This window comes from Pontibacillus halophilus JSM 076056 = DSM 19796, assembly GCF_000425205.1.
GTDB lineage: Bacteria > Bacillota > Bacilli > Bacillales > BH030062 > Pontibacillus_A > Pontibacillus_A halophilus.
Window position 1 is genome coordinate 103,897 of record NZ_AULI01000009.1, and the last position, 21,681, is coordinate 125,577.

Genomic DNA, 21,681 nt, shown 5'->3' on the forward strand with positions numbered 1-21,681 from the left:
ATATCACGAATAGAAGTGAAAATAAGCAGAGGCCATAAGGCCTCTGCTTATTTGTTTGGGTTTTCTTTAGATAGTTCCTCAAAGCTCTTCACTTTTCCATGAGGATTTTGTTTTTCTTTACGTTGACGTTTTTTTCGCTCTAGTCGGCGCTTTTGATCGCTCATCATCTCACCTCAAATTTAGTATGGATGAAAGCGATAGGAATCATTCAGTTACATGTTCTTCTAAATAGGTTTGGAGTCGATCCATTCCTTCCTCGAGCACATCCATGCTGTAGGCATATGAAATTCTCATGTAACCTTCGCCATATAAAGAAAAGGCATCTCCTGGTACTAGAGCAAGACCTACTTTCTCTACAAGGTCAAGACCAAGGTCAAAGGAAGAGTGGCCTGCTATTGAAAGTTTCGGGAAGAGGTAAAACGCGCCGCCCGGTTTCTCAACTTCAATCCCTAACTTCAATAAACGGTTGTACACAAAGTCACGGCGTTGATGGTACTGCTCTTTCATTTCTACAGCATCTTGTCGTCCGTTCTGAAGAGCCTCCAAGGCAGCATGTTGGGTAATGGAGGTGGCACAAGATACATTGTACTGGTGCACCTTTAGCATATGCTGACGCAACCACGAAGGCGCGAGCGAATAGCCGAGTCTCCAACCTGTCATGGAGTGTGATTTAGACAAACCGTTGATTACAATGGTCTTCTCCTTCATTCCTTCGTAGTTTGCAATAGAGCGATGATTGTCCTCATAGACGAGTTCAGAATAAATCTCATCTGATAGAACGAAGATGTTACGGTCTTTAAGGAAAGCAGCTAACTCTGCCAGCTCTTCTTCCGATAAAGTAGCACCTGTAGGATTAGACGGATATGGAAGTACGATGCACTTAGTATTTTCTGTAATGGCTTGCTCCAGCTTATCCTTTGTTAATTTAAATCCAGAATCTCTTGTATCAACGTGTATTGGTGTAGCGCCAGCCAGACGAATGAGCGGCTCATAGCCAGGATAGACAGGTCCTGGGAGAATCACTTCATCCCCTGGGACAAGGATTGTTCTAAAGGTTACGTCAATCGCTTGAGAAGCACCAACAGAAACGATGATTTCAGATTCCGGGTCATAAGTAAGCCCGTAAGCATCATTTACAAAGCTCGAGATTGCTTTTCTTAAAGGGAGCATACCTGCATTGTGTGTATAGGTGGTTTGATTTGTCTGAATCGCTTCGATTCCTGCTTGTTTTACGTTCTCTGGAGTAGGGAAGTCGGGTTGTCCAATTGAGAGAGAGATCATATTCTCTTTCCCAGAAACCATGTTGAAAAACCGACGTATTCCAGAAATTTGAATGTTGTTTAATTGCGGGTTAATTAAGTTTTCCATAATCGGTCACCTCATATTTACATATTATTCATACGATTTTAACGTTTCTTAAGTATGTCACTTGTTATAATGGCACGGAATTCATTAAAGGAGTTGGCGATGATGAGACCGCGATTACGTACGCTTGAAGAATTAATTGCTGAGAATAAAGAGGCTTTGATCAATGATCAGCAAGCAATCGACTACATCGACGAAAAAATGGACGATAAGATTATAGCAGCGGGTGAAAGCCGTATATAATTCATCAGCTGGGTTGATGATACCATACTCATACGGTTCATAACAGGTGATTGCTACTGGTTATGCATCAAGTTGAAATCGTTTATAAGGATTGTCATTCCTTGTTATACTATCACTATGACTGATGGAATAGGGAGGGTTCACATGACGGAAACTGGACTAGTATTAGAGGGTGGAGGCATGCGTGGTGCTTATACAGCTGGAGTATTAGACCTTTTCTTAGATGAAGGCATACAATTTCCTTACTGTATTGGCGCATCCGCAGGAGCATGTAACGGAAGTTCCTATGCTGCTAATCAAAGAGGAAGAAACTATGATGTTATGGTGGGATACGGAGCTCATCCAGAGTACATATCTTACAAGCGTGCATTTACGAAGCGTGAACTGTTCGGGATGGATTTTATCTTTGATACGTTGCCAAATAAGCTGGTTCCGTTCGATTACGATGGCTTTCAACACTATGATGGCACCTTTGTCGTTGCTACGACAGATATTAAGACTGGAGAGCCAGTTTACTATGATACGTATCAGGACCGAGCACATTTACTAAAGCTTGTCCGTGCCTCAAGTTCGTTGCCGCTTATTGCGGATAGTATCTCAGATGGGGGGCGGCTGTTAATGGACGGAGGCATTGCTGACCCAATCCCAATTCAACCATCTATTGATGCTGGCAACCAAAAGCATGTAGTGGTCTTAACAAGGAATCCAGGCTATAAGAAAGAACCAATGAAGTTCTCCTGGCTAATTAAACGGAAATATAAACAGTACCCAGCATTATTGCATGCGTTAGCGACTCGACATAAACGATACAACGAGACGATTGAACGCCTTGAACAGCTTGAGGCGGAAGGGAAGTTGTTTATCATACAACCTCAGCAGCCGTTGAAAGTAAGTCGGATTGAACGAAATACAGCGAAGCTTCATGCGTTGTATGAACAGGGCTATGAAGAAGCGAAACACCAACAAGAAGCTTTAAAGCAATTTCTTTCAAGTACCCCGGCACAGTTTGCATAGAATACTAAAGAAGCCAAAAACCACAACTGAGTTTTTGGCTTCTTTATGGATAAATATAAGATGAGAATGTGCTTTCCTTGGTGAAGAAAGCAACTTACGCTATCAAGGAGGAGCGACTTATGTATTAGATGTGGACACCATACACATTTGTTAAGAACAACATGACTAACAGGCCAATTAAAAATGCATAGGTAGCTTGAAGTTCATGGCCGTCCCCATGACTTTCTGGTATTAACTCCTTATAGATGATGAATAACATAGAACCAGCTGCGAATGCGAGTCCATAAGGAATTAAACCCTCCATGACTGAGGTGAGCAGAAAGCCCCCGATAGAGGCAATGATTTCGATTGCTCCTGTAAGGGTTGCAAGCAGCAAGGCATAGCCTCTTGGAGTCTGTTGTTGGAGTAGAAATAAGGCTACGATAAATCCTTCTGGGGCATTTTGGATTGCGATGGACATTGCCACAAGCTCCCCTAAAGCCCCATCATCCGCTGCATAGCTGACGCCGACAGAGAGGCCTTCAGGTATGTTGTGAAACGTGATGGCCATGATAATAAGAAGGGCTTTATGATCAATAACGAGTTGCTTAGGTGACCCTTGTTCTACATGCAAATGTGGGATTCGTTGTTCGAGGAGTGTTAGAAGCATTACGCCAATCAACATCCCGATGCCAAGCTGTGAGAAAGAACCGAGTGTAAGGGATTCTGGTATTAGGCTGAACGTTACCGCAGCCGTCATAATACCTGCTGCAAGTGCGAGTAAGATGTCTCGGAAGGTATGTGAAATTTGCTTTAAGAATAAGACTGGCAAAGCCCCGAGTCCAGTGGCTCCAGCTGATAGCAAGCTACCTAGTAACATGTCATGCATGTTCATCGCATCCTTCAACATTCATTTGTACAACCTATGCGAGTGCCACGCATTGTATTAATCCTACCGGTCTAAAGTCATTCGTACTGACTATACTAACTACTAATTACATGCATAAGAAAGGATGAATAGGGTGCGTACATAAGATGGCGGCGCCCGAATACAATGTCAGACACTTATCTTCACATTCTCTTTGGCTCGGTTGCCTTGTTATTCCTTTATGTTGCCATTACCCCGGTTGTGAAATGGCTCGTCCACCTTAAGTGGTCAAACACATTAACCTATGTTGTTGTAGGATTATGTCATTTATGTATTCTTGTCCTGTTTGAACTTTACCAAGGAGTTACTGGTAGCGGTTATGTAGAAATAAGGGACGTGTTAAATGGGATGACCCCGTTGTTGGTTCTTGGGTTAGTGCTAGTTGGAAAGCAATTGTTGATGCGAGGATCAGGCTCTCATCAGGTTGGAAAGCACGTAAATAAATAAGTTTAAGAATAGGATGTGAAGTGAAACGTTTCTCTATAGAATTCGTAATAAGATATACACAACTTAGAGGAGGAATGAAAACTTGGAACTTGTTGCAGGACTTGGTGTTTTTCTTACCATTTTATTGTTTGGCGGTGCTTTCATCTTTCTGTTGAACATCTTCACCAGTATATGGGCTTACCGAGATGCACAGCGAAATGGACAGAGTAAAGAATACGCGCTCATTATTTTAATAGGGACGCTGTTCTTCCCAGTCATTGGCTTAATTATTTATTTAATTATAAGGAAAGCGTAACAAGGCAGACCTTCTTGGGTCTGTCTTTTTTTATCTTTGGGCATGGCAACTCATAAAATAACTTTCTTCATCTAAGAGTCACGTATGTAAAAGCTTGAGTAAGGAATAGTAGAATACATTGAAAAAACTGTCGAACAATCTATAATGGAAGTAGAGTCATATATAGGAAGGACGATAGGTCATGAGTATGAATCAAAAGGGTATATTGCTAGAGAGTGGGACAAATGAACTCGAAGTAGTGGAATTTACAATTGGAGCTAACAAATTTGGAATTAATGTAATTAAAGTTAAGGAAATTCTCCTTCCGGTACCCGTCACAAGAATTCCTCATTCACATCCTTCTGTAGAAGGGATTATGGATATTCGTGGAGAGGTTGTACCTGTCGTAGATGTCGCTCATATGCTAGGCTTTCCGCCTTCAGAGCAACCCGCACATGACAAGTTTATTCTCTCAGAATTTAATCAGACACGAATTGTGTTTCATGTACATACGGTTACTCAAATTCATCGGATTTCTTGGGGGGACATTGAGAAACCTGACAAGATGTATCAAGGTTTAGAAACGCAAGTAAACGGCGTTGTGAAAGTAAATGACGAAATGGTCCTCTTGCTTGATTTCGAACAAATGATTGCGAATATTCATCCGGAATCTACTATCCAGAAAGACCAAATTAAACGACTTGGAGAACGGCAACGGATGAATAAGCAAGTGCTTATTGCGGAAGATTCCGCTTTGCTTCGTGCCATGCTCGAAGAAACGTTGCATGAAGCGGGTTATGAAAATGTAACCGCATTTGAGAATGGGAAAGAGGCGCTAGACTACCTCTTACAACTTGACACAACAGAAAAGCAGATCGAAGAATATTTCCAACTAGTCATTACAGATATCGAAATGCCACAAATGGACGGCCATCATCTAACGAAACGAATTAAAGAAGAGGATTCTCTTAAAGGCTTGCCAGTCATCATCTTTTCTTCTCTAATTACGGATGACTTACGCCATAAAGGTGAATTGGTAGGGGCAGATGCTCAAATCTCAAAGCCTGAAATTGCTTCGCTTGTTGAACACATGGATAGACTCGTACTTTAAAAAAAGAGTAAAGGAATCGATATACAGTCGATTCCTTTACTCTTTTGTTTGAGAGTGTTCATACAGGTTCTCATACCATTCGGTAATCTCTTTATTGAGTTGAAGTGGAGTTTCTCCGAACGGAGCGTGATTTCGGATAATTTGCTGCTCTCCTTCACCGAGTCGTTCATACGCTTCTTTCATCTCTTGGGAAAGTTGTACAACGTGTTGAAGCTGGTATAAGAATTCTTTCATGTCATTCATTTTAAACGCCTCCCTTTGCCATTCTATTCCTGTTTCTGGTTCTGGGAAAACGTGTAAATGTGTTCTGGTCTACCGTTTCTTTTTGTAATGGGGTTGGTCTTGCCAAGAAGCTAATTGCCCCCATGGCTTGTAAATAGAAGATTGGTAAGAATGAGGCACGGAACGTCTCGAGGCATTTTGGTTAGAGGGTTTCTGTCCATTCTTCCCTAGGTAAGCCTGTAATATACGCTTGGCATGGGATAGAGACAAGCTTGGTTTTGGATTCCGATATGCTTGGTTGGCTTCTCCAAGGTGTTGTAGTGCTTGGAAATCTTCTCGCTTTGGTGGAATGTGAAAGTAGTAATCGCCCACTTGAACGAGCAACGTAGAATTTTGTTTGCTGTATTTAGAAGCATTCGAGAAATGAAGTCCAATTTTCTTGGCTTGTTTCTTCCGAAGCAATTGTTGGATTGCCTCTTTCTTTAATGTGTACAATTCTCTCGGGTCCGGAGCAGTCTTAGCGTGTTTGTTCACGACAAAGAGGGCTTCTGCAATTTGAGAGGTGGTATATGACTTATTGTTTCTTGACTGTGACAATCACCGCTCACTCCTTTCATAGCTGTAGTTGAATTGGTTCAATCATAACGAAATGTGTACAGCCTTTCAACTAAGAAGGATAAAGGGAAGTCCCTTTATCCTTTAAGACGACTCTATTTTACTCTCTAAATCCGCTACAATACGCTCCATTTCACCACGTTGCATTCCCTTATATCGTTCAATCGCCTTTCCATCTGGATTGACTAGCATAAAGTTTGTTCCGTGAGTGACTTGGTCAGACTGATCTGTATGCTGGACAAGTAACTGGAAGGATTTAATGGAGAACTCTTTAATTTCTTCATTACTATATCCAGTAAGAAAATCCCAGTTAGAGAAGTCAGCTTCATGCTTCATTGCGAAATCTTTTAGTACACTCGGCGAATCAACAGTCGGGTCTACTGAAAATGATACAAAGCGAACTTCATCGCTTAGACCTGCTTCTTCCACTTGGTCCTGAAGATAAGCCATGTTTGCTGTCATAGGAGGGCAAACCGTATCACAATTAGTGAAGATCATATCCGCAATCCAGTACGTGCCTTCTAAATCTTCTAAGCTCACCGTTTCCTCATCTTGATTTGTAAATGAGAATGAACGAACATCACGTGAGAATTCAGGCTCGGCCATAGCGGCTTGTCCACCTGAATTTGAAGTGCTATCAGAATCTTGTGAACCGCAAGCACTTAGAATCATAACCCCAATGAGAACGATTGTGTATGTAAACATCCGCTTCTTCAATCGTATTTCCCCCTTTAAGTAAACCAACCCGTTTCACTGGAATATTCTATCATTCTTTGATGTGGAAAGCCATGACAAAACGATGAACAGAAAAACATCCCCCAAGCTGAAGGGGGATGCATGATTAGTAAGGACCAGGGCCATACCCAGGTCCGCCATACCCAGGTCCGCCATAGCCTGGGCCACCATATCCAGGTCCACCATACCCAGGTCCGCCGTAACCGGGGCCATATCCAGGACCTCCAGGGCCGCAGTATGGTGGATAACAACCTCCTGGATAACCAACAAAAGGAGGTCGTGCAAAAGCGCTAATGAGAAGTGGGCCAGCTACAAGACCAGCTGCAAAAGGTAGAAGAGGCCCTCCAAAGAAGAAACGTTGGTCTTCGTATGAGCGTACAGGGTACGGATGGTAAGGTTGTATAGGTACGGGCATTGGTGTTTGCTTCATAGACTTATCCCCTCCATTCAGTAAGAATCCATTTATCATATGTCATAAGCCTATGAATTGAGCCTGTCCCTATAATTGAGGGTGTGAATCGTGAGCTCTGGTCTACATAGGAATCGGTAAGGGAGACGTGTCATGCCGAGTCCCCGGCTTACATACAATTGAAATCCTGTTGTACCAATGGAATAAAGCCCTTCTGTATAGGTGTAGGCAAGTGGAGGAGTAACGAGTGGTCCGACGAAGGGAAGACGTATTTGTCCTCCGTGACTGTGACCAGCGAGCATAACATCGACTGGATAATGTTGAACGCTGTCTGCTAAATCCGGCTCGTGACATAACAACAAGGTGAAGGGACGTTGGTCTTGATTTTGTAAAGCGAGGTCAAGGTTCGGTTCTCCAAGTAATGCATCGTCTAGTCCAACAAGCAACAACTCTTCCTCGTTTATCTTGATTAATGTGGACGAGTTCTGAAGGAGTGTGAACCCTGCGCGGTCCATAAGCGACTTAACTTCTTCTGTGCCATAGCCTCCGTGGTCATGGTTCCCATAAATCCAAAACTTCCCATAGGGGGCTTTCATAGAGTTTAATAGACTAGCTACACGTTCATAAGTGTGGTGAAACAAATTGCTAGGGTCATCAAATAAATCACCCGTGAACACGATCATGTCTACATTATAGTTGTTGATCCGTGACACAATTGCTTCCAGTCTTTCTTCATCAAGATGAAAGCCGATATGTAAATCACTAAATTGTAGAATTCTGAATCCATCTAATGGTTGAGCAATACGAGGTGAAGTGATGGTCTCTGATCGTACCGTAAAAAGGCGGGGCTCGATGTATTTGGCATAGCCTAGGCCTGCCACTGAAATGCCGAGTAAAGAGAGTACGCTATTCAGTCCTGTCTTTATAAATCTACGCCTTGTCATCATTCGAACTTCCCCCAATCTTGCAAGCAGTATACCATGAGGATAGTGAGAAAAATAGAAAACAGTGTCAAAGAAAAGGAATTCTTCGTCTCAATATGGAATGTTCTATTTGAAAGGAGAGGATGCAATATGAAAGGACAAGTTGTGATTGTAACAGGTGGAACGAGTGGGATGGGAAAGTTTATGGCGAAGAAATTCGTCGAAGAAGGTGCCTTCGTAGCGATTACAGGGCGAGATGAAGAACGTTTACAGCTTGCGAAAGAAGAAATTGCAAATGGAAAGAATGAAAGCGTTTTAACGGTGCGAATGGATGTCCGTAATCCAGAGGATGTGGACAGAATGGTCGATGAAACGGTGAAAGCTTTCGGGTCTATTGATCATCTTGTCAATAACGCTGCTGGTAACTTCATCGTACCTGCAGAAGAATTATCTGTGAACGGCTGGAATGCAGTTATCGATATTGTGTTGAATGGCACGTTCTACTGTACTCGTGCAGTAGGGAATTATTGGATCCAGAACGGCATTAAAGGGAACGTGTTGAATATGGTAGCTACATATGCTTGGGGAGCGGGAGCGGGTGTCATTCACTCTGCATCTGCTAAAGCGGGCGTACTAGCCATGACAAGGACACTAGCTGTTGAATGGGGGAGAAAATACGGAATACGAGCAAATGCAATTGCTCCAGGTCCGATTGAACGTACAGGAGGGGCTGATAAGCTATTCCAGTCAGAGGAAGCTGCAAAGCGTACGTTACGCTCTGTCCCACTAGGACGATACGGGCAACCAGAAGAGATTGCGGAACTTGCTGCCTTTATTCTAAGTGAAAAGGCAAGCTACATGAATGGGGAGGTCATTGCACTTGACGGTGGGCAATGGCTAAATGATTTCCCGTTCTAACGTAATAGAAGAAAGCCTCGTCCTTTTCATTTAGGCGAGGCTTTCTCTATATAAGCAATGATTTCTTACAAAATGTATAGAAATACAGCGAAGAAATGCATGACGGTACCTGCAATAACGAACAAGTGCCACACGGCATGATGAAACTGAAAGCTTCGCCATACATAGAAGATTGTACCAATGGAATAAAGAACTCCACCTACTACCAGGTACACCATCCCTCCAAATGGGAACGTCTCCGTTAACGGCCCCCAAGCAATGACTATAATCCATCCCATTAACAAATAGAAAACGGTGGATAAGACAACAAATCGTTTCACAAAGAAGACCTTGAACACTACACCAACGAGCGCAATCCCCCACACGATTCCGAACAATGTCCATCCTAATGTACCTCGTAAGACCACTAAGAGAAGTGGTGTATACGTACCAGCGATGAATAAGTAAATGGACGCATGATCAAATATTTCGAATAAGTCTTTCCATTTACCTGGACGAAATGCATGGACAAGAGTAGAAGAAACATAGAGCGTCAGCATGCTTGCTCCATAGATGGAGACTGCTACTATCTGCCAAGCGTTCCCGTTTAAGGATGCATAAACGACAAGAAGAACAAGGGCTGCGACGCTTAATACCGCTCCAATACCATGAGTAATCGCATTTGCAACTTCTTCTCTTTTAGAAAATGTATGTGTTTCCAACGAAAAACCTCTTCTCCTCAATTTGTTTCATTATACATCGAAACGACAAGTTACACAAAAGTCATGAAGATTTTTTACAGCATTTCTCTCTCATTTTTAGAATGAAAGTAGTGGACGCTAGGACATGATAAGAGCAATTGAAAGGAGAGAATCGAAATGTTGACTAGTGTGAAATGTTTTCTTGTAACTGTAATGACCCTTGGAAGTTTGGTATGGGTGGGTGGAAATGCCTCGGTAGAAGCAGCTCCGGCAGCTGATTCTACTGATGCCCCGCCTTTTGTTGAGAACAGCCATCTGCTTCATCGTGATATGAAATCAGGTCTACGCAATCTTCTAGAAATCTCGGAAGAAGAGATGAAGCAATACAAAGACCAAGATTTAACCTTTAAGCAAATGATTGAAAAGGCTGGAAAAGACCCAGTTGAGGTGAAGAAACAGCTTAAAGCCCAGCTAGAGAAGAACTTCGATCAGTTGATTAAAGATGGTTGGATAACTGAAAAGACAAAAGACTATTCGTTACAGCAATTTGATCAAGAATTTGATGAAATGCTCGAGAAAAAGCCAAGCGACTATCATGATAAGAAACCTGAAGTGAAAAGAGGATTCTAATGGATAAAGCCTGCTAGGGTAGCAGGCTTTTTTTTGATTGTGGGTGCATAATCTTTCATTCTGAAGTATCATAAATAAAAAACGATACAAGGGAGGAGAAGAATGGATCCACTAGACGTGATTGATCGTTTACAAAAGGTAAAGCCACTATTTCAGCCTGTGTTCTCTGCAGTTAAACACGACATTATGGGATATGTGGTGAAGGGAAGTTTCCCAATAGATGACGGCCAGGTCCTATTGGATGGGTTCTTCCAAGATGATGAAGTACCAGATGAATTTAAATTAGAGGTCAATCAGCACCTCATGAAAAGAGCAATGGACACGTTCATTCAAGAGAAAGAGAGCGGCTGTCTATTTATACATCGCCGCGCAAACGAGTTACTTCTTGAAGACAGTGAAGCCTTTATTGCTATGATACATACGTTTCAAGAGTTAGGCTTCAACATGAATCAACTTGTGATTGAGATACTGGATGTGGAAGTGGATGTAGATGTGGAGAGGTTGCATCATCTTCTTCATTACTACAAGACTTTCGGGATACAAGTGGCAGTCCGCCATGAAGGGGACACAACTCCAAATTTAGATTCCTTAAGACTACTTGAGCCTCATATCGTGAAAGTAGATGCGTCCATATTCAAAGACCAAGCGAATCCTCTCCAACAGGATGTCATCCAATCCATTTCTTTATTGTCAAGACGGATTGGAGCTGCGCTATTGTTTGAGAATATCGAGGACTCTATTCAATTGTATTACGCTTGGAAGCATGGTGGCCGGTTCTATCAGGGTTCTTATTTAGTGCGTCCGAGTGAGCGGTTTCTTGAACGTGATGTGTGCGTTGATTTATTACGTAACGATGTGCACCGATTTATTAAGCGTGAGAAGATGCTGATTGAGACTAGGCTAAACTATGTTCTCAACTGGGACCAACGGATGAGAGGAATGCTTGACTCATGGGAAAGCCCTAAGCAGGTTAATGCATTCATTCCTCGAATTATGAATCTATTCGACCAAGAGAGCTTTCGAATCTACGTTTGTGACAGCGATGGTCAACAAATTTCCTCAAACTTTACGAAACGAAACGGAGAATGGGTAGAGGAGCCAGAAGTGTATGGTACAAACTGGGCATTCCGCCCTTACTTCCTAGAGAATATGGTTCAAATGAAAATGTGGAACAAAGGAAGGCTATCTGATGTCTATTCAGATATTGAGACAAGGGAGCTTGTTCGTACATTCAGTTTCCCTCTAAGTGATAGTCACTCCATTTTTATTGATATTCGATACGATTACATGTTCGAACATGAAGCTCTATTGCACTAACATCCCGTTGATTGCGGGATGTTTTTTTATTTTCTTCTGGTACAGACAAGCCTGTTTAACATAAAGTATAGGGAATGCACGAATTATGTGGAAGGGGAGTGGTGGGGGATGAACTTATATTACCGATGTGACCATTGCTGTACACTAACCAAGCACGACGGTGTCTGTCATAAATGTGGGTGCCTAAGACTTGTGCCCATTTGGATTGTAATCCACAACGGTGGACAGTGAAACCGCTTCAAAATATGCTGAATACAGGTTTGTAATTCGTTGAAATATGGTATAGTGGTGAGTGGGAATGTAAACATGAAGACTCCTCCCTTTGTTGTTTGAAACGAAAAGGAGTGAGAACGATGATCAGTATTCAAAGTGAAGAGTTAATGAACATTACAGTAGAAGATTTGATGATTCCATCTGAGAAGGTAGCTCACGTTCAGGGTGGGAATCCAATTGAACATGCTTTACTCGTACTAGTGAAATCCGGCTATTCAGCGGTTCCGGTACTAGACCCTACTTATAAATTAAAAGGTGTAATCAGTAAGACTATCATCATTGACAACATGCTTGGAATTGAACGCTTCGAATTAGAGAAGCTGTCTGAGATCCGAGTGGAGGAAGTTATGAATGAAGACATTCCGTGCCTGAACAAAACGGATTCTTTCTCAAAAGGGTTAGATGCCGTCGTCGACCATCCTTTTGTCTGTGTTTCAGACGAAGATGGGTATTTTGATGGGATTCTAACAAGGCGAGCAATCCTAAAGCATCTAAAGAGACACCTATACACGTACAATTATAAGAAATAGGATGAAGGGGTGGGAGATGTTCCACCTTTTCTTTATTAATGAATCTTGCTTGTAACTGTGCGAAACGTTTGATACAGTTATATGCATAAGTTGTACATAGGTACTTAAGGAGGACATAATAGACATGGAAATGATGGATGCAAACGAGATTATTTCTTTTATCTCAAATAGTAAAAAGACAACACCTGTTAAAGTGTATGTAAAAGGTACAGACCTTAAAGCAATCGACTTCGGTGACGAGGTGAAAGCTTTTGTAGATAACGAATCTGGTGTATTATTTGGTGAATGGAAGACGGTACAGCCTCTTCTAGAGAACAACGCAATTGATGACTATGTAGTAGAGAATGACCGTCGTCACTCTGCAATCCCAACACTAGACTTGAAAAACGTAAACGCTCGTATTGAGCCAGGTGCGATTATTCGTGACCAAGTTGAAATTGGTGATGGTGCCGTTATTATGCTTGGTGCTGCGATTAACATTGGTTCTGTTGTAGGCGAAGGTACAATGATCGACATGAACGCTGTACTTGGAGGACGTGCGACAGTCGGTAAGAACTGTCACATTGGTGCAGGCGCAGTGTTGGCTGGTGTTATCGAGCCGCCAAGTGCGAAACCAGTTGTCATTGAAGATGGCGTTGTCGTTGGCGCTAACGCTGTTATTCTTGAAGGAGTGACGGTAGGTGAAGGTGCAGTTGTTGCTGCAGGAGCCATCGTTACTCAGGATGTTCCAGCGAATACAGTAGTAGCAGGAACACCTGCAAAAGTCATTAAAGAGATTGATGACAGCACGCGCGGCAAGACAGAAATTAAACAAGAACTACGTAAGCTAGATAACGAATAATATGAATTGCAAAAGCAGGAGCTAACCACTCCTGCTTTTTTTAGAAGGGGAAGAGAAGATGGAACAAGAACGTTTAGTTCAGATAAGAAGAGACTTACATAAGATTCCTGAGCTTGGCTTCCAGGAAAAGAAGACTCAAGCGTTTCTGTTACAGTTTATTCAAGAATTGCCACAGCATTCCTTGCACGTGAAGACATGGGAAACGGGCGTTCTCGTATTCATTGATGGGACTAACCCGACACAAACGATTGGATACCGCGCTGACATCGACGGATTGCCAATCACAGAAGAAACCGGTTATGACTTTGCTTCTGTCCATGAAGGGAGAATGCATGCGTGTGGGCACGACTTCCACATGACGATAGCGCTTGGAGCCTTGCAGCGACTCGCGGAAGACCCCCCTGTTCAGAATGTGCTCTTTGTATTCCAACCAGCCGAAGAAGGGCCAGGCGGTGCGCTGCCGATGCTTCAAAGTGAGGAATTTATTGCGTGGAAGCCTGACACAATATTTGCCTTGCATGTAGCGCCTGAACAACCTGTAGGAGCGGTTGCGGCTCGTGAGGGATTGTTGTTCGCGAATACTAGTGAATTGTTTATTGACTTTAAAGGTAAGGGAGGACATGCTGCCTATCCTCATCTCACTCACGATATGGTTGTAGCGGCAAGTCACTTTATTGTACAAGCACAATCCATAGTATCTAGAAATGTCCCACCGCTCGAACCTGCAGTGTTAACTGTCGGGAAAATATCTGGTGGCTTTGTTCAGAACGTCATTGCTGAACATGCTCGCATTGAAGGCACGCTTCGGTCATTCACAGGAGACACGATGGAGCTTATGAAGAATCGAATTGAAAAGCTTGCGAGTGGGATGCAGGAAAGTCATGAATGTGAAATCTCCATTGATTACGGATCGAACTATTATGGAGTTTATAACACACCTGCATTTATCCCACCTTTCGAACAAATTGTGAAGGATACGGGGTATTCCTATGTGAACTGCGACCCTGCCATGACTGGAGAGGACTTTGGATATATGTTGAAAGACATCCCTGGATTCATGTTCTGGTTAGGCGTTGATTCTCCGTCTGGGTTGCATACAAGTCGGCTACAACCAAAGGAAGAAGCATTGGTTGTCGGAGTGGACGTTGTGGAAGCAACCATCCGAAACCTCCTTGACTGAATAGCATGCCTGCCTTCCGTTCACACTACCCATGAAGGATAAATTCCTATACATGAATGAGGAGGAGATTCTACGTGGCAAGAATCGGTGTGGAAGGTACCCTATCTGATGTAAGTCAAGCTTTACAATCTAAAGGGCATGATGTAGTAGAACTCAAATCAGAGAACGATGCACAGTCTTGTGATTGCTGTGTCATTTCTGGACAGGACCAGAACGTGATGGGCATTTCAAATGCAGTGACAAATGGTGCTGTCATTAATGCACATGGAATGACGGCTGACGAAGTGTGTCAAGCTGTGGATCAACAGGGAAGTCGCTAAATTCCTATGTTTCACGGCAACGATTGAACGAAGAGGAACAGCAGCTTGCTGTTCCTTTCTTACATAATGAAGAATGGGAGAGGGTATGATGGTTTGGTTGAAGTTGCTTTCTGTCGTATTATTAATCGTTCTGACCGCCTTTTTTGTGGCGAGTGAATTCGCTATTGTCAAAGTAAGAAAGAGTCGCATTGAAGCCTTGGCAGAACAAGGAGATAAGAAGGCGAAGTTGGCCTTACATATCATCAATCGCCTTGATGCCTATCTATCGGCTTGTCAACTTGGGATTACCATTACCTCACTAGGACTTGGTTGGCTTGGGGAACCGGCAGTAGATACGCTACTATCTCCACTATTTGAGCAGCTACCGTTCCCTTCAGGTGTTACACACACCATCTCATTTGCCGTAGCCTTTGCAATTATTACATTCCTTCACGTAGTCTTAGGGGAATTGGCACCTAAAACGGTTGCCATTCAGAAAGCGGAAGCAATTACGCTTGCTTTAGCTCGACCATTAGATTTCTTCTATAAAATGATGCTTCCATTTATCTTTGTACTAAATGGGTCTGCAAACTTATTTGTCCGTCTCTTCGGCTTTCGTACGGCAAATGAGGGAGAAGAAGCTCATACAGAAGAGGAATTGCGCTATATCCTCACTCAATCGTACGAAAAAGGGGAAATTAATCAATCTGAGTACACCTATGTCGATCGCATCTTTGAGTTTGATAACCGTACCGCTAAGGAAATCATGATTCCGAGAACGGAGATGGTTGTACTTAATTTACATGAACCAATGAAAGACATTCTGAAACGAATTCGTAAGGAGCGGTTCTCTCGGTACCCGGTCATTGATCAAGATAAGGACAAAGTGGTTGGGATTGTACACATGAAGGAATTATTTGCAGACGAATGTGATGAACACCATACGCTGTCAGATTATATACGCCCAGCTCACAAAGTGTTTGAAAATATTGCGATTCAAGACCTACTCGTGAAACTTCAGACGGACCAGACCCATTTGGCCATATTGGTTGATGAATACGGGGGGACAGCTGGACTTGTGACGGTTGAAGACATACTCGAAGAGATTGTAGGAGAGATTCGGGATGAGTTCGACCATGAAGAAGTACTACCGTTCGAAATAAGAGAAGATGGCAGTTACGTGATGGATGGGAAAATTGCGATTCAAGACGTAAATGATTATTTGACCACACAGCTCTCCCATGAAGAAGTTGATACCATTTCAGGTTGGTTGTTAACGAAAGACATTGACGCTAGAAAGGGAACGTCTGTAACAGAACAAGGATTCACGTTTACGATAATAGAAATGGAAGACACACACATTCGCAAGGTTGAAGTAAAGCGGGATGAGACATAAAAAAGGTCTTGAGGAATTTCCTCAAGACCTTTTTGTGCTTTTGGTTATCATTCGGTGGGGGCAGGCACTCCGGTCATAAGCAATCTTACTCCGGGAGGAAAGTGCACCTCCCTCTGTAATCTTACTTATGCCTATCGTGCCTAAGCGCCCCCTTCCGCTTTTGGTTCGTCTAGCTGCAGGGGGCAGGCACTCCGGTCATAAGCAATCTTACTCCGGGAGGGAAGAGCACCTCCCTTTGTAATCTTACTTATGCCTACCGTGCCTAAGCGCCCCCTTCCGCTTTTGGTTATTTACTCACATTAACTTGGTGTGGGTAAGGGATTTCGATGCCGGCTTCGTCTAGGGCTTCTTTCATTGCTTTTCTTAGGTCGCGTTCTACGGCCCATTGTTGCATGTTTTCAGTGTGGCCGAGGACGCGTAGGACGACGTCGGATGAGCCTAATCCTTGAACACCTAGTACGTTCGGGCCGTCTGTGATGCGTTCGTCGTTTTGGGCGAAGCGGTCACATACTGCTTGTAGCACTTGTACGGCTTGGTCGATATTGTCATCGTAAGAGATGCCAATGTCAACAAGTGCGCGCATGTTGCCGCGAGAGTGGTTGCTAATGCCAACCATATTACGGTTTGGAACGAAGTTTAATGTTCCATCAAAGCTTCGGATCTTAGTCGTACGAAGGCCAACTTCTTCAACAATACCGTTGTAGCCGCCTGCTGTTACATATTCGTCTACATCTACTTGACGTTCAATGAGAATGGCGAAGCCAGTTACGATATCGCTCACTAACCCTTGCGCACCAAAACCGATGGCAAGACCAACGACACCTGCTCCGGCAATGAGTGGTGCAATGTCAATATCAAAGACACCAAATAGCATGACTACGAAGAAGAACATAAGAACGTAAGAGAATACGCTTAACGCGAGTGTTTCTAAGGTGCGTACTCGAGCTTCTGATACTTTTTGAGTTTTGCTCGTACGTTGTACGGAGCCACGAATAATTCGTTTTCCAAGAGGAGAAACGATAAGGAATGCAATAATGAGTAATCCAATCTGTAGGGCAACGGGAATAATCGCATCTAATAGATTCCCGAAGTTAAATGAGTCATCTGTAAAAAGATTCATAAGGTAGGTTCCTCCTTTATGTATGATTTTTTGTCATGTTTTTTACTATACCCCATATTGTAGTATTTTTTCAAACGTGCACATGTTTTTTACAGAAATTCTTACATGTGAGAAAAGCTTAATAAATCTTTTTCGTTCTTTCTATTAATTAGGAGGGAAGAGCTTACGGCCCTTTGGATGTATTCTTCATCTGCTTACCTTCCTATAAGAAGGGGATGTAGACCGGGGTTTATCAAACAGATTTAGAGCTGGTTCTGAATAAAGGAAATTGTAGTGTGGTCACAGATAAGTTCTATGAAGTTGAAAGGACTACAGCCCTTCTTCCCCTATGCAGAAAGTGAAGGATTAATGATAGAAATAGTTGTAGGAAAATTGTAAAAATTAAGTCAAAAAGGTGGAAAATTATTTCGGAAGTCGATATATTTATATATACTTGATTACATTTTGGGGGGAAGGCTATGGAAACATTTAAAAAGCTTAAAGGCTTTTATTTACCATTTCGGCTATACTTTATCATTTCCATTTCATTTTTATTCTTAGTTACAGGGATTACAGTTGTTTATCCAATCATACTCCAGAAGACCATTGATGACGTTGTGAAACCCGAGCAGTATGATTTAATACCGTACCTAGCGGTAACATTCGTCGTTCTTATGATTGTAAAAGGAGTTGCTACATATTTAAATCAGTATTTCGGGGATTTATTTGGTATATCATCTGTCTACAAATTAAGGAACTCTCTTTATGAGAAGCTACAACGCTTATCGTTTCGTTACTATGATAATGCAAGAACGGGGGACTTAATGTCTCGTCTTACAGCAGACGTAGAAGGATTTCGCTTCTTCTTGTCATTTGGGTTTTCTGAGTTGTTGCGTATAGTTACGTTAATTTTAATTAGTCTTTTGGTTATGTTTTACTACTCGGTACCTTTAGCGCTTGTCACGATGGGGGCTATGCCATTTTTGGCAGTTGTCGTCTATCGATTTGATAAGAAAGTTCACCCTGCCTTTCGAGGAATCCGTAAATCCTTCGGGAAATTAAATACAAGAGTACAGGAGAACATTAGCGGAATGAACACCGTTAAATCTCTGTCACGAGAAGACTTTGAAATTGGCCGATTCAAAGACCATAACACGGACTATAAAGACAACTACATTCACACAGCGAACATCTGGTCTAAGTTTTTTCCGCTCATGGAGTTTATTGGGAACATATCAGTTGTTGCGTTGCTTGCCTATGGCGGGTCACTCGTCATTAACGGATCCATGACAAGCGGAGAGCTTGTCGCGTTTTTTAGCTTGGTGTGGTATATCGTAGGACCTCTCATGAACATCGGATTTGTCATTAATTTGTTCTCGCAAGCGAAGGCGTCTGGAGAGCGTTTACTAGAGATTCTGGAAGCTGAAGAAGATATTGTTGAACATGAGGGCGCGATTAGGCAAGAAAGGCTAAACGGACACGTAACGTTCCGTGATGTAACGCTTCAATATACCGAAGACGATGACGAAGCCTTAAAGCGCGTAAGCTTCGATGCCCCACCTGGCAAAACAATTGGATTAATTGGAGCAACGGGCTCTGGGAAAACGAGCATTACACAGCTTGTTACGAGATTCTACGAGCCAGAAGCCGGGGAAGTGCTTATTGATGGGAACCCTGTCCAAAGCTATGGGTTAAAGCAATTAAGAAAGAACATTGGATTTGTGCTTCAAGAATCCTTCTTATTCTCAACGTCCATTAGAGACAATATCGCTTATGGAAACCCGGATGCTTCAATGGACAGCATTATTGATGCTGCGAAGCGGGCTCAAGCTCACGACTTCATTGTGGAAATGCCTGATGGCTATGACACAATGCTAGGTGAGCGCGGCATGGGGCTCTCAGGCGGTCAGAAGCAACGGATTGCTATTGCGCGTGCTATCCTTATTGACCCAAGCATCCTTGTGCTTGATGATGCGACCTCAGCAGTAGATATGGAAACCGAACTTAAGATACAACAGGCGTTAAGAGAAGTAATGAAGGGGCGTACAACGTTCATCATTGCGCACCGGATCTCTTCTATTAAACACGCAGACGAAATCCTCGTGTTAGAAGATGGAATCATCACAGAGAGAGGGAAACATGAAGAGTTGTTATCGAATGGTGGAGTTTATCAAAGAATTTACGATATTCAGTATCAGGACAAAGAGGCAATTATGGCCGCATCTGGAAACTAGGGGGGTGTACGTATGAATAATAGAAAGAATGAAAAAGTGACACGAACAAATAGTCCGCATTTAAAGCGGTTTTATTACACGCTTGACCAGGCGATTGAGAAACCATTTAACTGGTCTCAATTAGGGCGGCTATTACAATATGTAAAGCCTTATTCTAAGAAACTGTTGCCTGCAGCCATTTTAGCAATGTTGATTTCTACACTTGTACGTTTAATTGTACCAATCTTAATCGGTAAGGTTGCCATTGACCTTGCAATACAGAAACAAGATACGAATTTACTTGTACAATTAGTTGTAGGCGTCGCCATCCTATATTTGATTAGCTATGTTGCCAATAGTTTACGGATTAAGTGGGTGAATGTGCTTGGGCAGAATGTAATTTATGATTTACGTACCCATCTATTCTCACATGTTCAGCGGCTGTCCCATCGCTTCTTTGACTCGAAATCAGCTGGGTCTATTCTTGTACGGATAATGAATGATATTAATTCGTTACAAGAACTGTTTACGAACGGAATCATTAACTTGCTAATGGATATTGTGACGCTCCTTGGCATTATTGTTATTTTGTTCGTTCTTAGTCCTAAGCTAGCTCTTGCTATTATGGTTATCTTGCCAGTGATGTTCTTTATATCTACGAAGCTACGCCGGAACATCCGTAGATCCTGGCAAGATGTAAGGATTCAACAATCGAGACTTAATTCCCATTTAAATGAGAGTATTCAAGGGATTCGTATAACGCAGTCGTTCTCACAAGAGAAAGAAAATACAGAGTACTTTAATGGGATAAACACAGATAACTTTGAAGCGTGGCGCAACGCAACGAAGCGGAGTGCTATGTTTCGACCGTTCGTTGAACTGAGCAATGCGGTTGGTACAGTTATTTTGATCTCTTACGGGGCATGGCTGATTATTCTAGGCCCTACAAACGGTGGGATTGAAGTCGGTACGTTCGTATCCTTCGCCTTCTATCTCGGGATGTTCTGGGAGCCTATCTCACGACTTGGTCAGATGTACAACCAGCTGCTAATGGCGATGGCCTCCTCTGAGAGAATTTTCGAGTTCCTTGATGAACAGCCAAATGTAGAAGAGCAGACGAATGCGATAGAATTGAAAGATATGAAAGGTCACATTGAATTTGAGAAGGTTCAGTTCTCTTATGACGATAATCGGATAGCACTGCATGAAATTAGCCTTGAAATGAAGTCTGGTGAGACAATTGCTCTTGTGGGTCATACAGGCTCTGGGAAGTCTACAATTGCGAATCTAATTAGCCGATTTTACGACCCAACAAAGGGTGTTGTGAAAATTGATGGGCAAGATTTAAAAGGCGTTACCATTGATAGCCTACGTCAGCAGATTAGTGTTGTGTTACAAGACACGTTTATTTTCTCAGGGACAATCATGGAGAATATTCGATTTGGTCGACCTAGTGCAACGGATGAAGAAGTAATCGAGGCAGCGAAAGTCGTGGGGGCTGATGAGTTTATACAGCGTATGGGCGATGGATATGAGACAGAAGTTGAAGAGCGAGGCAACATTCTGTCAGCAGGAGAGCGGCAGCTTCTTTCCTTTGCACGTGCCTTACTTGCAGACCCACGCATTTTAATTCTTGATGAAGCAACATCAAGTATCGATACCGAAACGGAAGTGAAAATTCAACATGCGTTAAAGACGTTATTGAAAGGGCGGACCGCAATTATGATTGCCCACCGTCTTTCAACCATTCGAGAAGCTGACCATATTTATGTGTTGGATCATGGTCGAATCATTGAGCAAGGAAACCATCGACAGTTGATGGACCAACAAGGGGAATATTTTGACCTTGTGAAGACTCAATTCGAGATGTTGGATGCAATGTAACTATTGATAAGAGTATCACTTAAAGGCGGAGCAGCGATGTTTCGCCTTTACATATTCGAAAGTTGACGAAGAAAATGGGACGCTTTACACTAGAGTTAAAGGATATTGTGACACATTTCACAAATTTGTCACCAATCTTTCCCTCCATAGGCAGTT

At 42.6% G+C, this 21,681-nt stretch carries 25 protein-coding genes; 15 read left to right on the plus strand and 10 right to left on the minus strand.

What is annotated here, in order from left to right; genetic code table 11:
- Positions 1–47 precede the first annotated feature (47 nt).
- Together H513_RS22095 and H513_RS0110435 are read right to left on the minus strand one after the other, a co-directional pair.
- A complete protein-coding gene (locus H513_RS22095; protein WP_420804737.1) occupies positions 48–167 on the minus strand; it encodes a DUF6254 family protein in 120 nt (39 codons plus the stop codon).
- 37 nt (positions 168–204) lie between these two features.
- On the minus strand, positions 205–1,368 hold the full coding sequence (locus H513_RS0110435) for an aminotransferase A (RefSeq protein ID WP_026800695.1): 1,164 nt from the start codon (positions 1,366–1,368) through the stop codon (positions 205–207).
- A 102-nt stretch (positions 1,369–1,470) separates the two neighbouring features.
- Here H513_RS0110435 and H513_RS21245 point away from each other — a divergent pair, with 102 nt between their 5' ends.
- Together H513_RS21245 and H513_RS0110445 are read left to right on the plus strand one after the other, a co-directional pair.
- On the plus strand, positions 1,471–1,608 hold the full coding sequence (locus H513_RS21245; protein ID WP_154655227.1) for an FbpB family small basic protein: 138 nt from the start codon (positions 1,471–1,473) through the stop codon (positions 1,606–1,608).
- Between the two features lie 144 nt (positions 1,609–1,752).
- Entirely contained in the window at positions 1,753–2,622 is an 870-nt protein-coding gene (locus tag H513_RS0110445; protein ID WP_026800696.1) for a patatin-like phospholipase family protein, read from the plus strand.
- Positions 2,623–2,746: 124 nt separating this feature from the next.
- Here the strand turns inward: H513_RS0110445 and H513_RS0110450 are convergent, their stop codons facing one another.
- Complete coding sequence (locus H513_RS0110450; RefSeq protein WP_026800697.1) at positions 2,747–3,490, minus strand: ZIP family metal transporter; 744 nt, start codon at positions 3,488–3,490, stop codon at positions 2,747–2,749.
- A gap of 165 nt (positions 3,491–3,655) precedes the next feature.
- Between H513_RS0110450 and H513_RS0110455 the strand changes: the two genes are divergently transcribed.
- The 3 genes from H513_RS0110455 to H513_RS0110465 all read left to right on the plus strand — a co-directional run bounded on the left by H513_RS0110455 (position 3,656) and on the right by H513_RS0110465 (position 5,361).
- Entirely contained in the window at positions 3,656–3,976 is a 321-nt protein-coding gene (locus H513_RS0110455) for a hypothetical protein (RefSeq protein WP_026800698.1), read from the plus strand.
- 82 nt (positions 3,977–4,058) lie between these two features.
- Positions 4,059–4,271 (plus strand): PLDc N-terminal domain-containing protein, encoded by a 213-nt coding sequence (locus tag H513_RS0110460; RefSeq protein ID WP_026800699.1) that lies wholly within the window; start codon positions 4,059–4,061, stop codon positions 4,269–4,271.
- A 181-nt stretch (positions 4,272–4,452) separates the two neighbouring features.
- Positions 4,453–5,361, plus strand: coding sequence for a chemotaxis protein (locus tag H513_RS0110465; RefSeq protein WP_026800700.1), 909 nt, complete (start codon positions 4,453–4,455; stop codon positions 5,359–5,361).
- A gap of 36 nt (positions 5,362–5,397) precedes the next feature.
- Here H513_RS0110465 and H513_RS0110470 read toward each other — a convergent pair whose 3' ends face one another.
- The 5 genes from H513_RS0110470 to H513_RS0110495 form a co-directional block, all read right to left on the minus strand.
- Positions 5,398–5,604, minus strand: coding sequence for a hypothetical protein (locus H513_RS0110470; RefSeq protein WP_026800701.1), 207 nt, complete (start codon positions 5,602–5,604; stop codon positions 5,398–5,400).
- Positions 5,605–5,673: 69 nt separating this feature from the next.
- Entirely contained in the window at positions 5,674–6,180 is a 507-nt protein-coding gene (locus H513_RS0110475) for a YkyB family protein (RefSeq protein ID WP_051239885.1), read from the minus strand.
- 102 nt (positions 6,181–6,282) lie between these two features.
- Positions 6,283–6,915 (minus strand): SCO family protein, encoded by a 633-nt coding sequence (locus H513_RS0110480; RefSeq protein WP_026800703.1) that lies wholly within the window; start codon positions 6,913–6,915, stop codon positions 6,283–6,285.
- A gap of 124 nt (positions 6,916–7,039) precedes the next feature.
- The gene (locus H513_RS21250; RefSeq protein WP_231572104.1) at positions 7,040–7,363 is read right to left on the minus strand and encodes a penicillin-binding protein; all 324 of its coding nucleotides are present in this window, start codon (positions 7,361–7,363) and stop codon (positions 7,040–7,042) included.
- Between the two features lie 50 nt (positions 7,364–7,413).
- Complete coding sequence (locus tag H513_RS0110495) at positions 7,414–8,289, minus strand: metallophosphoesterase (RefSeq protein ID WP_338049001.1); 876 nt, start codon at positions 8,287–8,289, stop codon at positions 7,414–7,416.
- Between the two features lie 126 nt (positions 8,290–8,415).
- Here H513_RS0110495 and fadH point away from each other — a divergent pair, with 126 nt between their 5' ends.
- Positions 8,416–9,183: a 2,4-dienoyl-CoA reductase gene (gene fadH, locus H513_RS0110500; protein WP_026800706.1), complete on the plus strand. Its 768-nt coding sequence runs from the start codon at positions 8,416–8,418 to the stop codon at positions 9,181–9,183.
- A gap of 65 nt (positions 9,184–9,248) precedes the next feature.
- Here the strand turns inward: fadH and trhA are convergent, their stop codons facing one another.
- On the minus strand, positions 9,249–9,884 hold the full coding sequence (gene trhA / locus H513_RS0110505; RefSeq protein ID WP_026800707.1) for a PAQR family membrane homeostasis protein TrhA: 636 nt from the start codon (positions 9,882–9,884) through the stop codon (positions 9,249–9,251).
- A 168-nt stretch (positions 9,885–10,052) separates the two neighbouring features.
- Between trhA and H513_RS0110510 the strand changes: the two genes are divergently transcribed.
- The 7 genes from H513_RS0110510 to H513_RS0110540 all read left to right on the plus strand — a co-directional run bounded on the left by H513_RS0110510 (position 10,053) and on the right by H513_RS0110540 (position 16,329).
- Positions 10,053–10,493, plus strand: coding sequence for a hypothetical protein (locus H513_RS0110510; RefSeq protein WP_211226514.1), 441 nt, complete (start codon positions 10,053–10,055; stop codon positions 10,491–10,493).
- Positions 10,494–10,595: 102 nt separating this feature from the next.
- A complete protein-coding gene (locus tag H513_RS0110515) occupies positions 10,596–11,810 on the plus strand; it encodes an EAL domain-containing protein (RefSeq protein WP_026800709.1) in 1,215 nt (404 codons plus the stop codon).
- 353 nt (positions 11,811–12,163) lie between these two features.
- On the plus strand, positions 12,164–12,613 hold the full coding sequence (gene cbpB, locus H513_RS0110520; RefSeq protein ID WP_026800710.1) for a cyclic-di-AMP-binding protein CbpB: 450 nt from the start codon (positions 12,164–12,166) through the stop codon (positions 12,611–12,613).
- Between the two features lie 124 nt (positions 12,614–12,737).
- The gene (gene dapD, locus H513_RS0110525) at positions 12,738–13,454 is read left to right on the plus strand and encodes a 2,3,4,5-tetrahydropyridine-2,6-dicarboxylate N-acetyltransferase (RefSeq protein WP_026800711.1); all 717 of its coding nucleotides are present in this window, start codon (positions 12,738–12,740) and stop codon (positions 13,452–13,454) included.
- 58 nt (positions 13,455–13,512) lie between these two features.
- A complete protein-coding gene (locus tag H513_RS0110530) occupies positions 13,513–14,634 on the plus strand; it encodes an N-acetyldiaminopimelate deacetylase (protein WP_026800712.1) in 1,122 nt (373 codons plus the stop codon).
- Positions 14,635–14,708: 74 nt separating this feature from the next.
- The gene (locus H513_RS0110535; protein ID WP_026800713.1) at positions 14,709–14,954 is read left to right on the plus strand and encodes a YkuS family protein; all 246 of its coding nucleotides are present in this window, start codon (positions 14,709–14,711) and stop codon (positions 14,952–14,954) included.
- Positions 14,955–15,042: 88 nt separating this feature from the next.
- Positions 15,043–16,329, plus strand: a complete 1,287-nt coding sequence (locus H513_RS0110540) for a hemolysin family protein (protein ID WP_330981688.1) — start codon at positions 15,043–15,045, stop codon at positions 16,327–16,329.
- A gap of 286 nt (positions 16,330–16,615) precedes the next feature.
- On the opposite strand, the gene H513_RS0110545 is transcribed toward H513_RS0110540, so the two are convergent.
- Positions 16,616–17,449, minus strand: a complete 834-nt coding sequence (locus tag H513_RS0110545; RefSeq protein WP_026800715.1) for a mechanosensitive ion channel family protein — start codon at positions 17,447–17,449, stop codon at positions 16,616–16,618.
- A 458-nt stretch (positions 17,450–17,907) separates the two neighbouring features.
- Between H513_RS0110545 and H513_RS0110550 the strand changes: the two genes are divergently transcribed.
- Together H513_RS0110550 and H513_RS0110555 are read left to right on the plus strand one after the other, a co-directional pair.
- Complete coding sequence (locus tag H513_RS0110550; RefSeq protein ID WP_026800716.1) at positions 17,908–19,662, plus strand: ABC transporter ATP-binding protein; 1,755 nt, start codon at positions 17,908–17,910, stop codon at positions 19,660–19,662.
- Between the two features lie 12 nt (positions 19,663–19,674).
- On the plus strand, positions 19,675–21,525 hold the full coding sequence (locus tag H513_RS0110555) for an ABC transporter ATP-binding protein (protein WP_051239887.1): 1,851 nt from the start codon (positions 19,675–19,677) through the stop codon (positions 21,523–21,525).
- The last annotated feature ends 156 nt before the right edge of the window (positions 21,526–21,681 follow it).

Coding starts and splice junctions, on each gene's coding strand:
- H513_RS0110445 (WP_026800696.1), top strand. CDS start 1,753: ATGACGGAAACTGGACTAGTATTAGAGGGTGGAGGCATGCGTGGTGCT.
- H513_RS0110550 (WP_026800716.1), top strand. CDS start 17,908: ATGGAAACATTTAAAAAGCTTAAAGGCTTTTATTTACCATTTCGGCTA.
- H513_RS0110495 (WP_338049001.1), bottom strand. CDS start 8,289: ATGATGACAAGGCGTAGATTTATAAAGACAGGACTGAATAGCGTACTC.
- H513_RS0110555 (WP_051239887.1), top strand. CDS start 19,675: ATGAATAATAGAAAGAATGAAAAAGTGACACGAACAAATAGTCCGCAT.
- H513_RS0110530 (WP_026800712.1), top strand. CDS start 13,513: ATGGAACAAGAACGTTTAGTTCAGATAAGAAGAGACTTACATAAGATT.
- H513_RS0110515 (WP_026800709.1), top strand. CDS start 10,596: ATGGATCCACTAGACGTGATTGATCGTTTACAAAAGGTAAAGCCACTA.
- H513_RS22095 (WP_420804737.1), bottom strand. CDS start 167: ATGATGAGCGATCAAAAGCGCCGACTAGAGCGAAAAAAACGTCAACGT.
- cbpB (WP_026800710.1), top strand. CDS start 12,164: ATGATCAGTATTCAAAGTGAAGAGTTAATGAACATTACAGTAGAAGAT.
- H513_RS21245 (WP_154655227.1), top strand. CDS start 1,471: ATGAGACCGCGATTACGTACGCTTGAAGAATTAATTGCTGAGAATAAA.
- H513_RS0110540 (WP_330981688.1), top strand. CDS start 15,043: ATGGTTTGGTTGAAGTTGCTTTCTGTCGTATTATTAATCGTTCTGACC.
- dapD (WP_026800711.1), top strand. CDS start 12,738: ATGGAAATGATGGATGCAAACGAGATTATTTCTTTTATCTCAAATAGT.
- H513_RS0110450 (WP_026800697.1), bottom strand. CDS start 3,490: ATGCATGACATGTTACTAGGTAGCTTGCTATCAGCTGGAGCCACTGGA.
- H513_RS21250 (WP_231572104.1), bottom strand. CDS start 7,363: ATGAAGCAAACACCAATGCCCGTACCTATACAACCTTACCATCCGTAC.
- H513_RS0110455 (WP_026800698.1), top strand. CDS start 3,656: ATGTCAGACACTTATCTTCACATTCTCTTTGGCTCGGTTGCCTTGTTA.
- H513_RS0110465 (WP_026800700.1), top strand. CDS start 4,453: ATGAGTATGAATCAAAAGGGTATATTGCTAGAGAGTGGGACAAATGAA.
- H513_RS0110545 (WP_026800715.1), bottom strand. CDS start 17,449: ATGAATCTTTTTACAGATGACTCATTTAACTTCGGGAATCTATTAGAT.
- H513_RS0110435 (WP_026800695.1), bottom strand. CDS start 1,368: ATGGAAAACTTAATTAACCCGCAATTAAACAACATTCAAATTTCTGGA.
- H513_RS0110470 (WP_026800701.1), bottom strand. CDS start 5,604: ATGAATGACATGAAAGAATTCTTATACCAGCTTCAACACGTTGTACAA.
- fadH (WP_026800706.1), top strand. CDS start 8,416: ATGAAAGGACAAGTTGTGATTGTAACAGGTGGAACGAGTGGGATGGGA.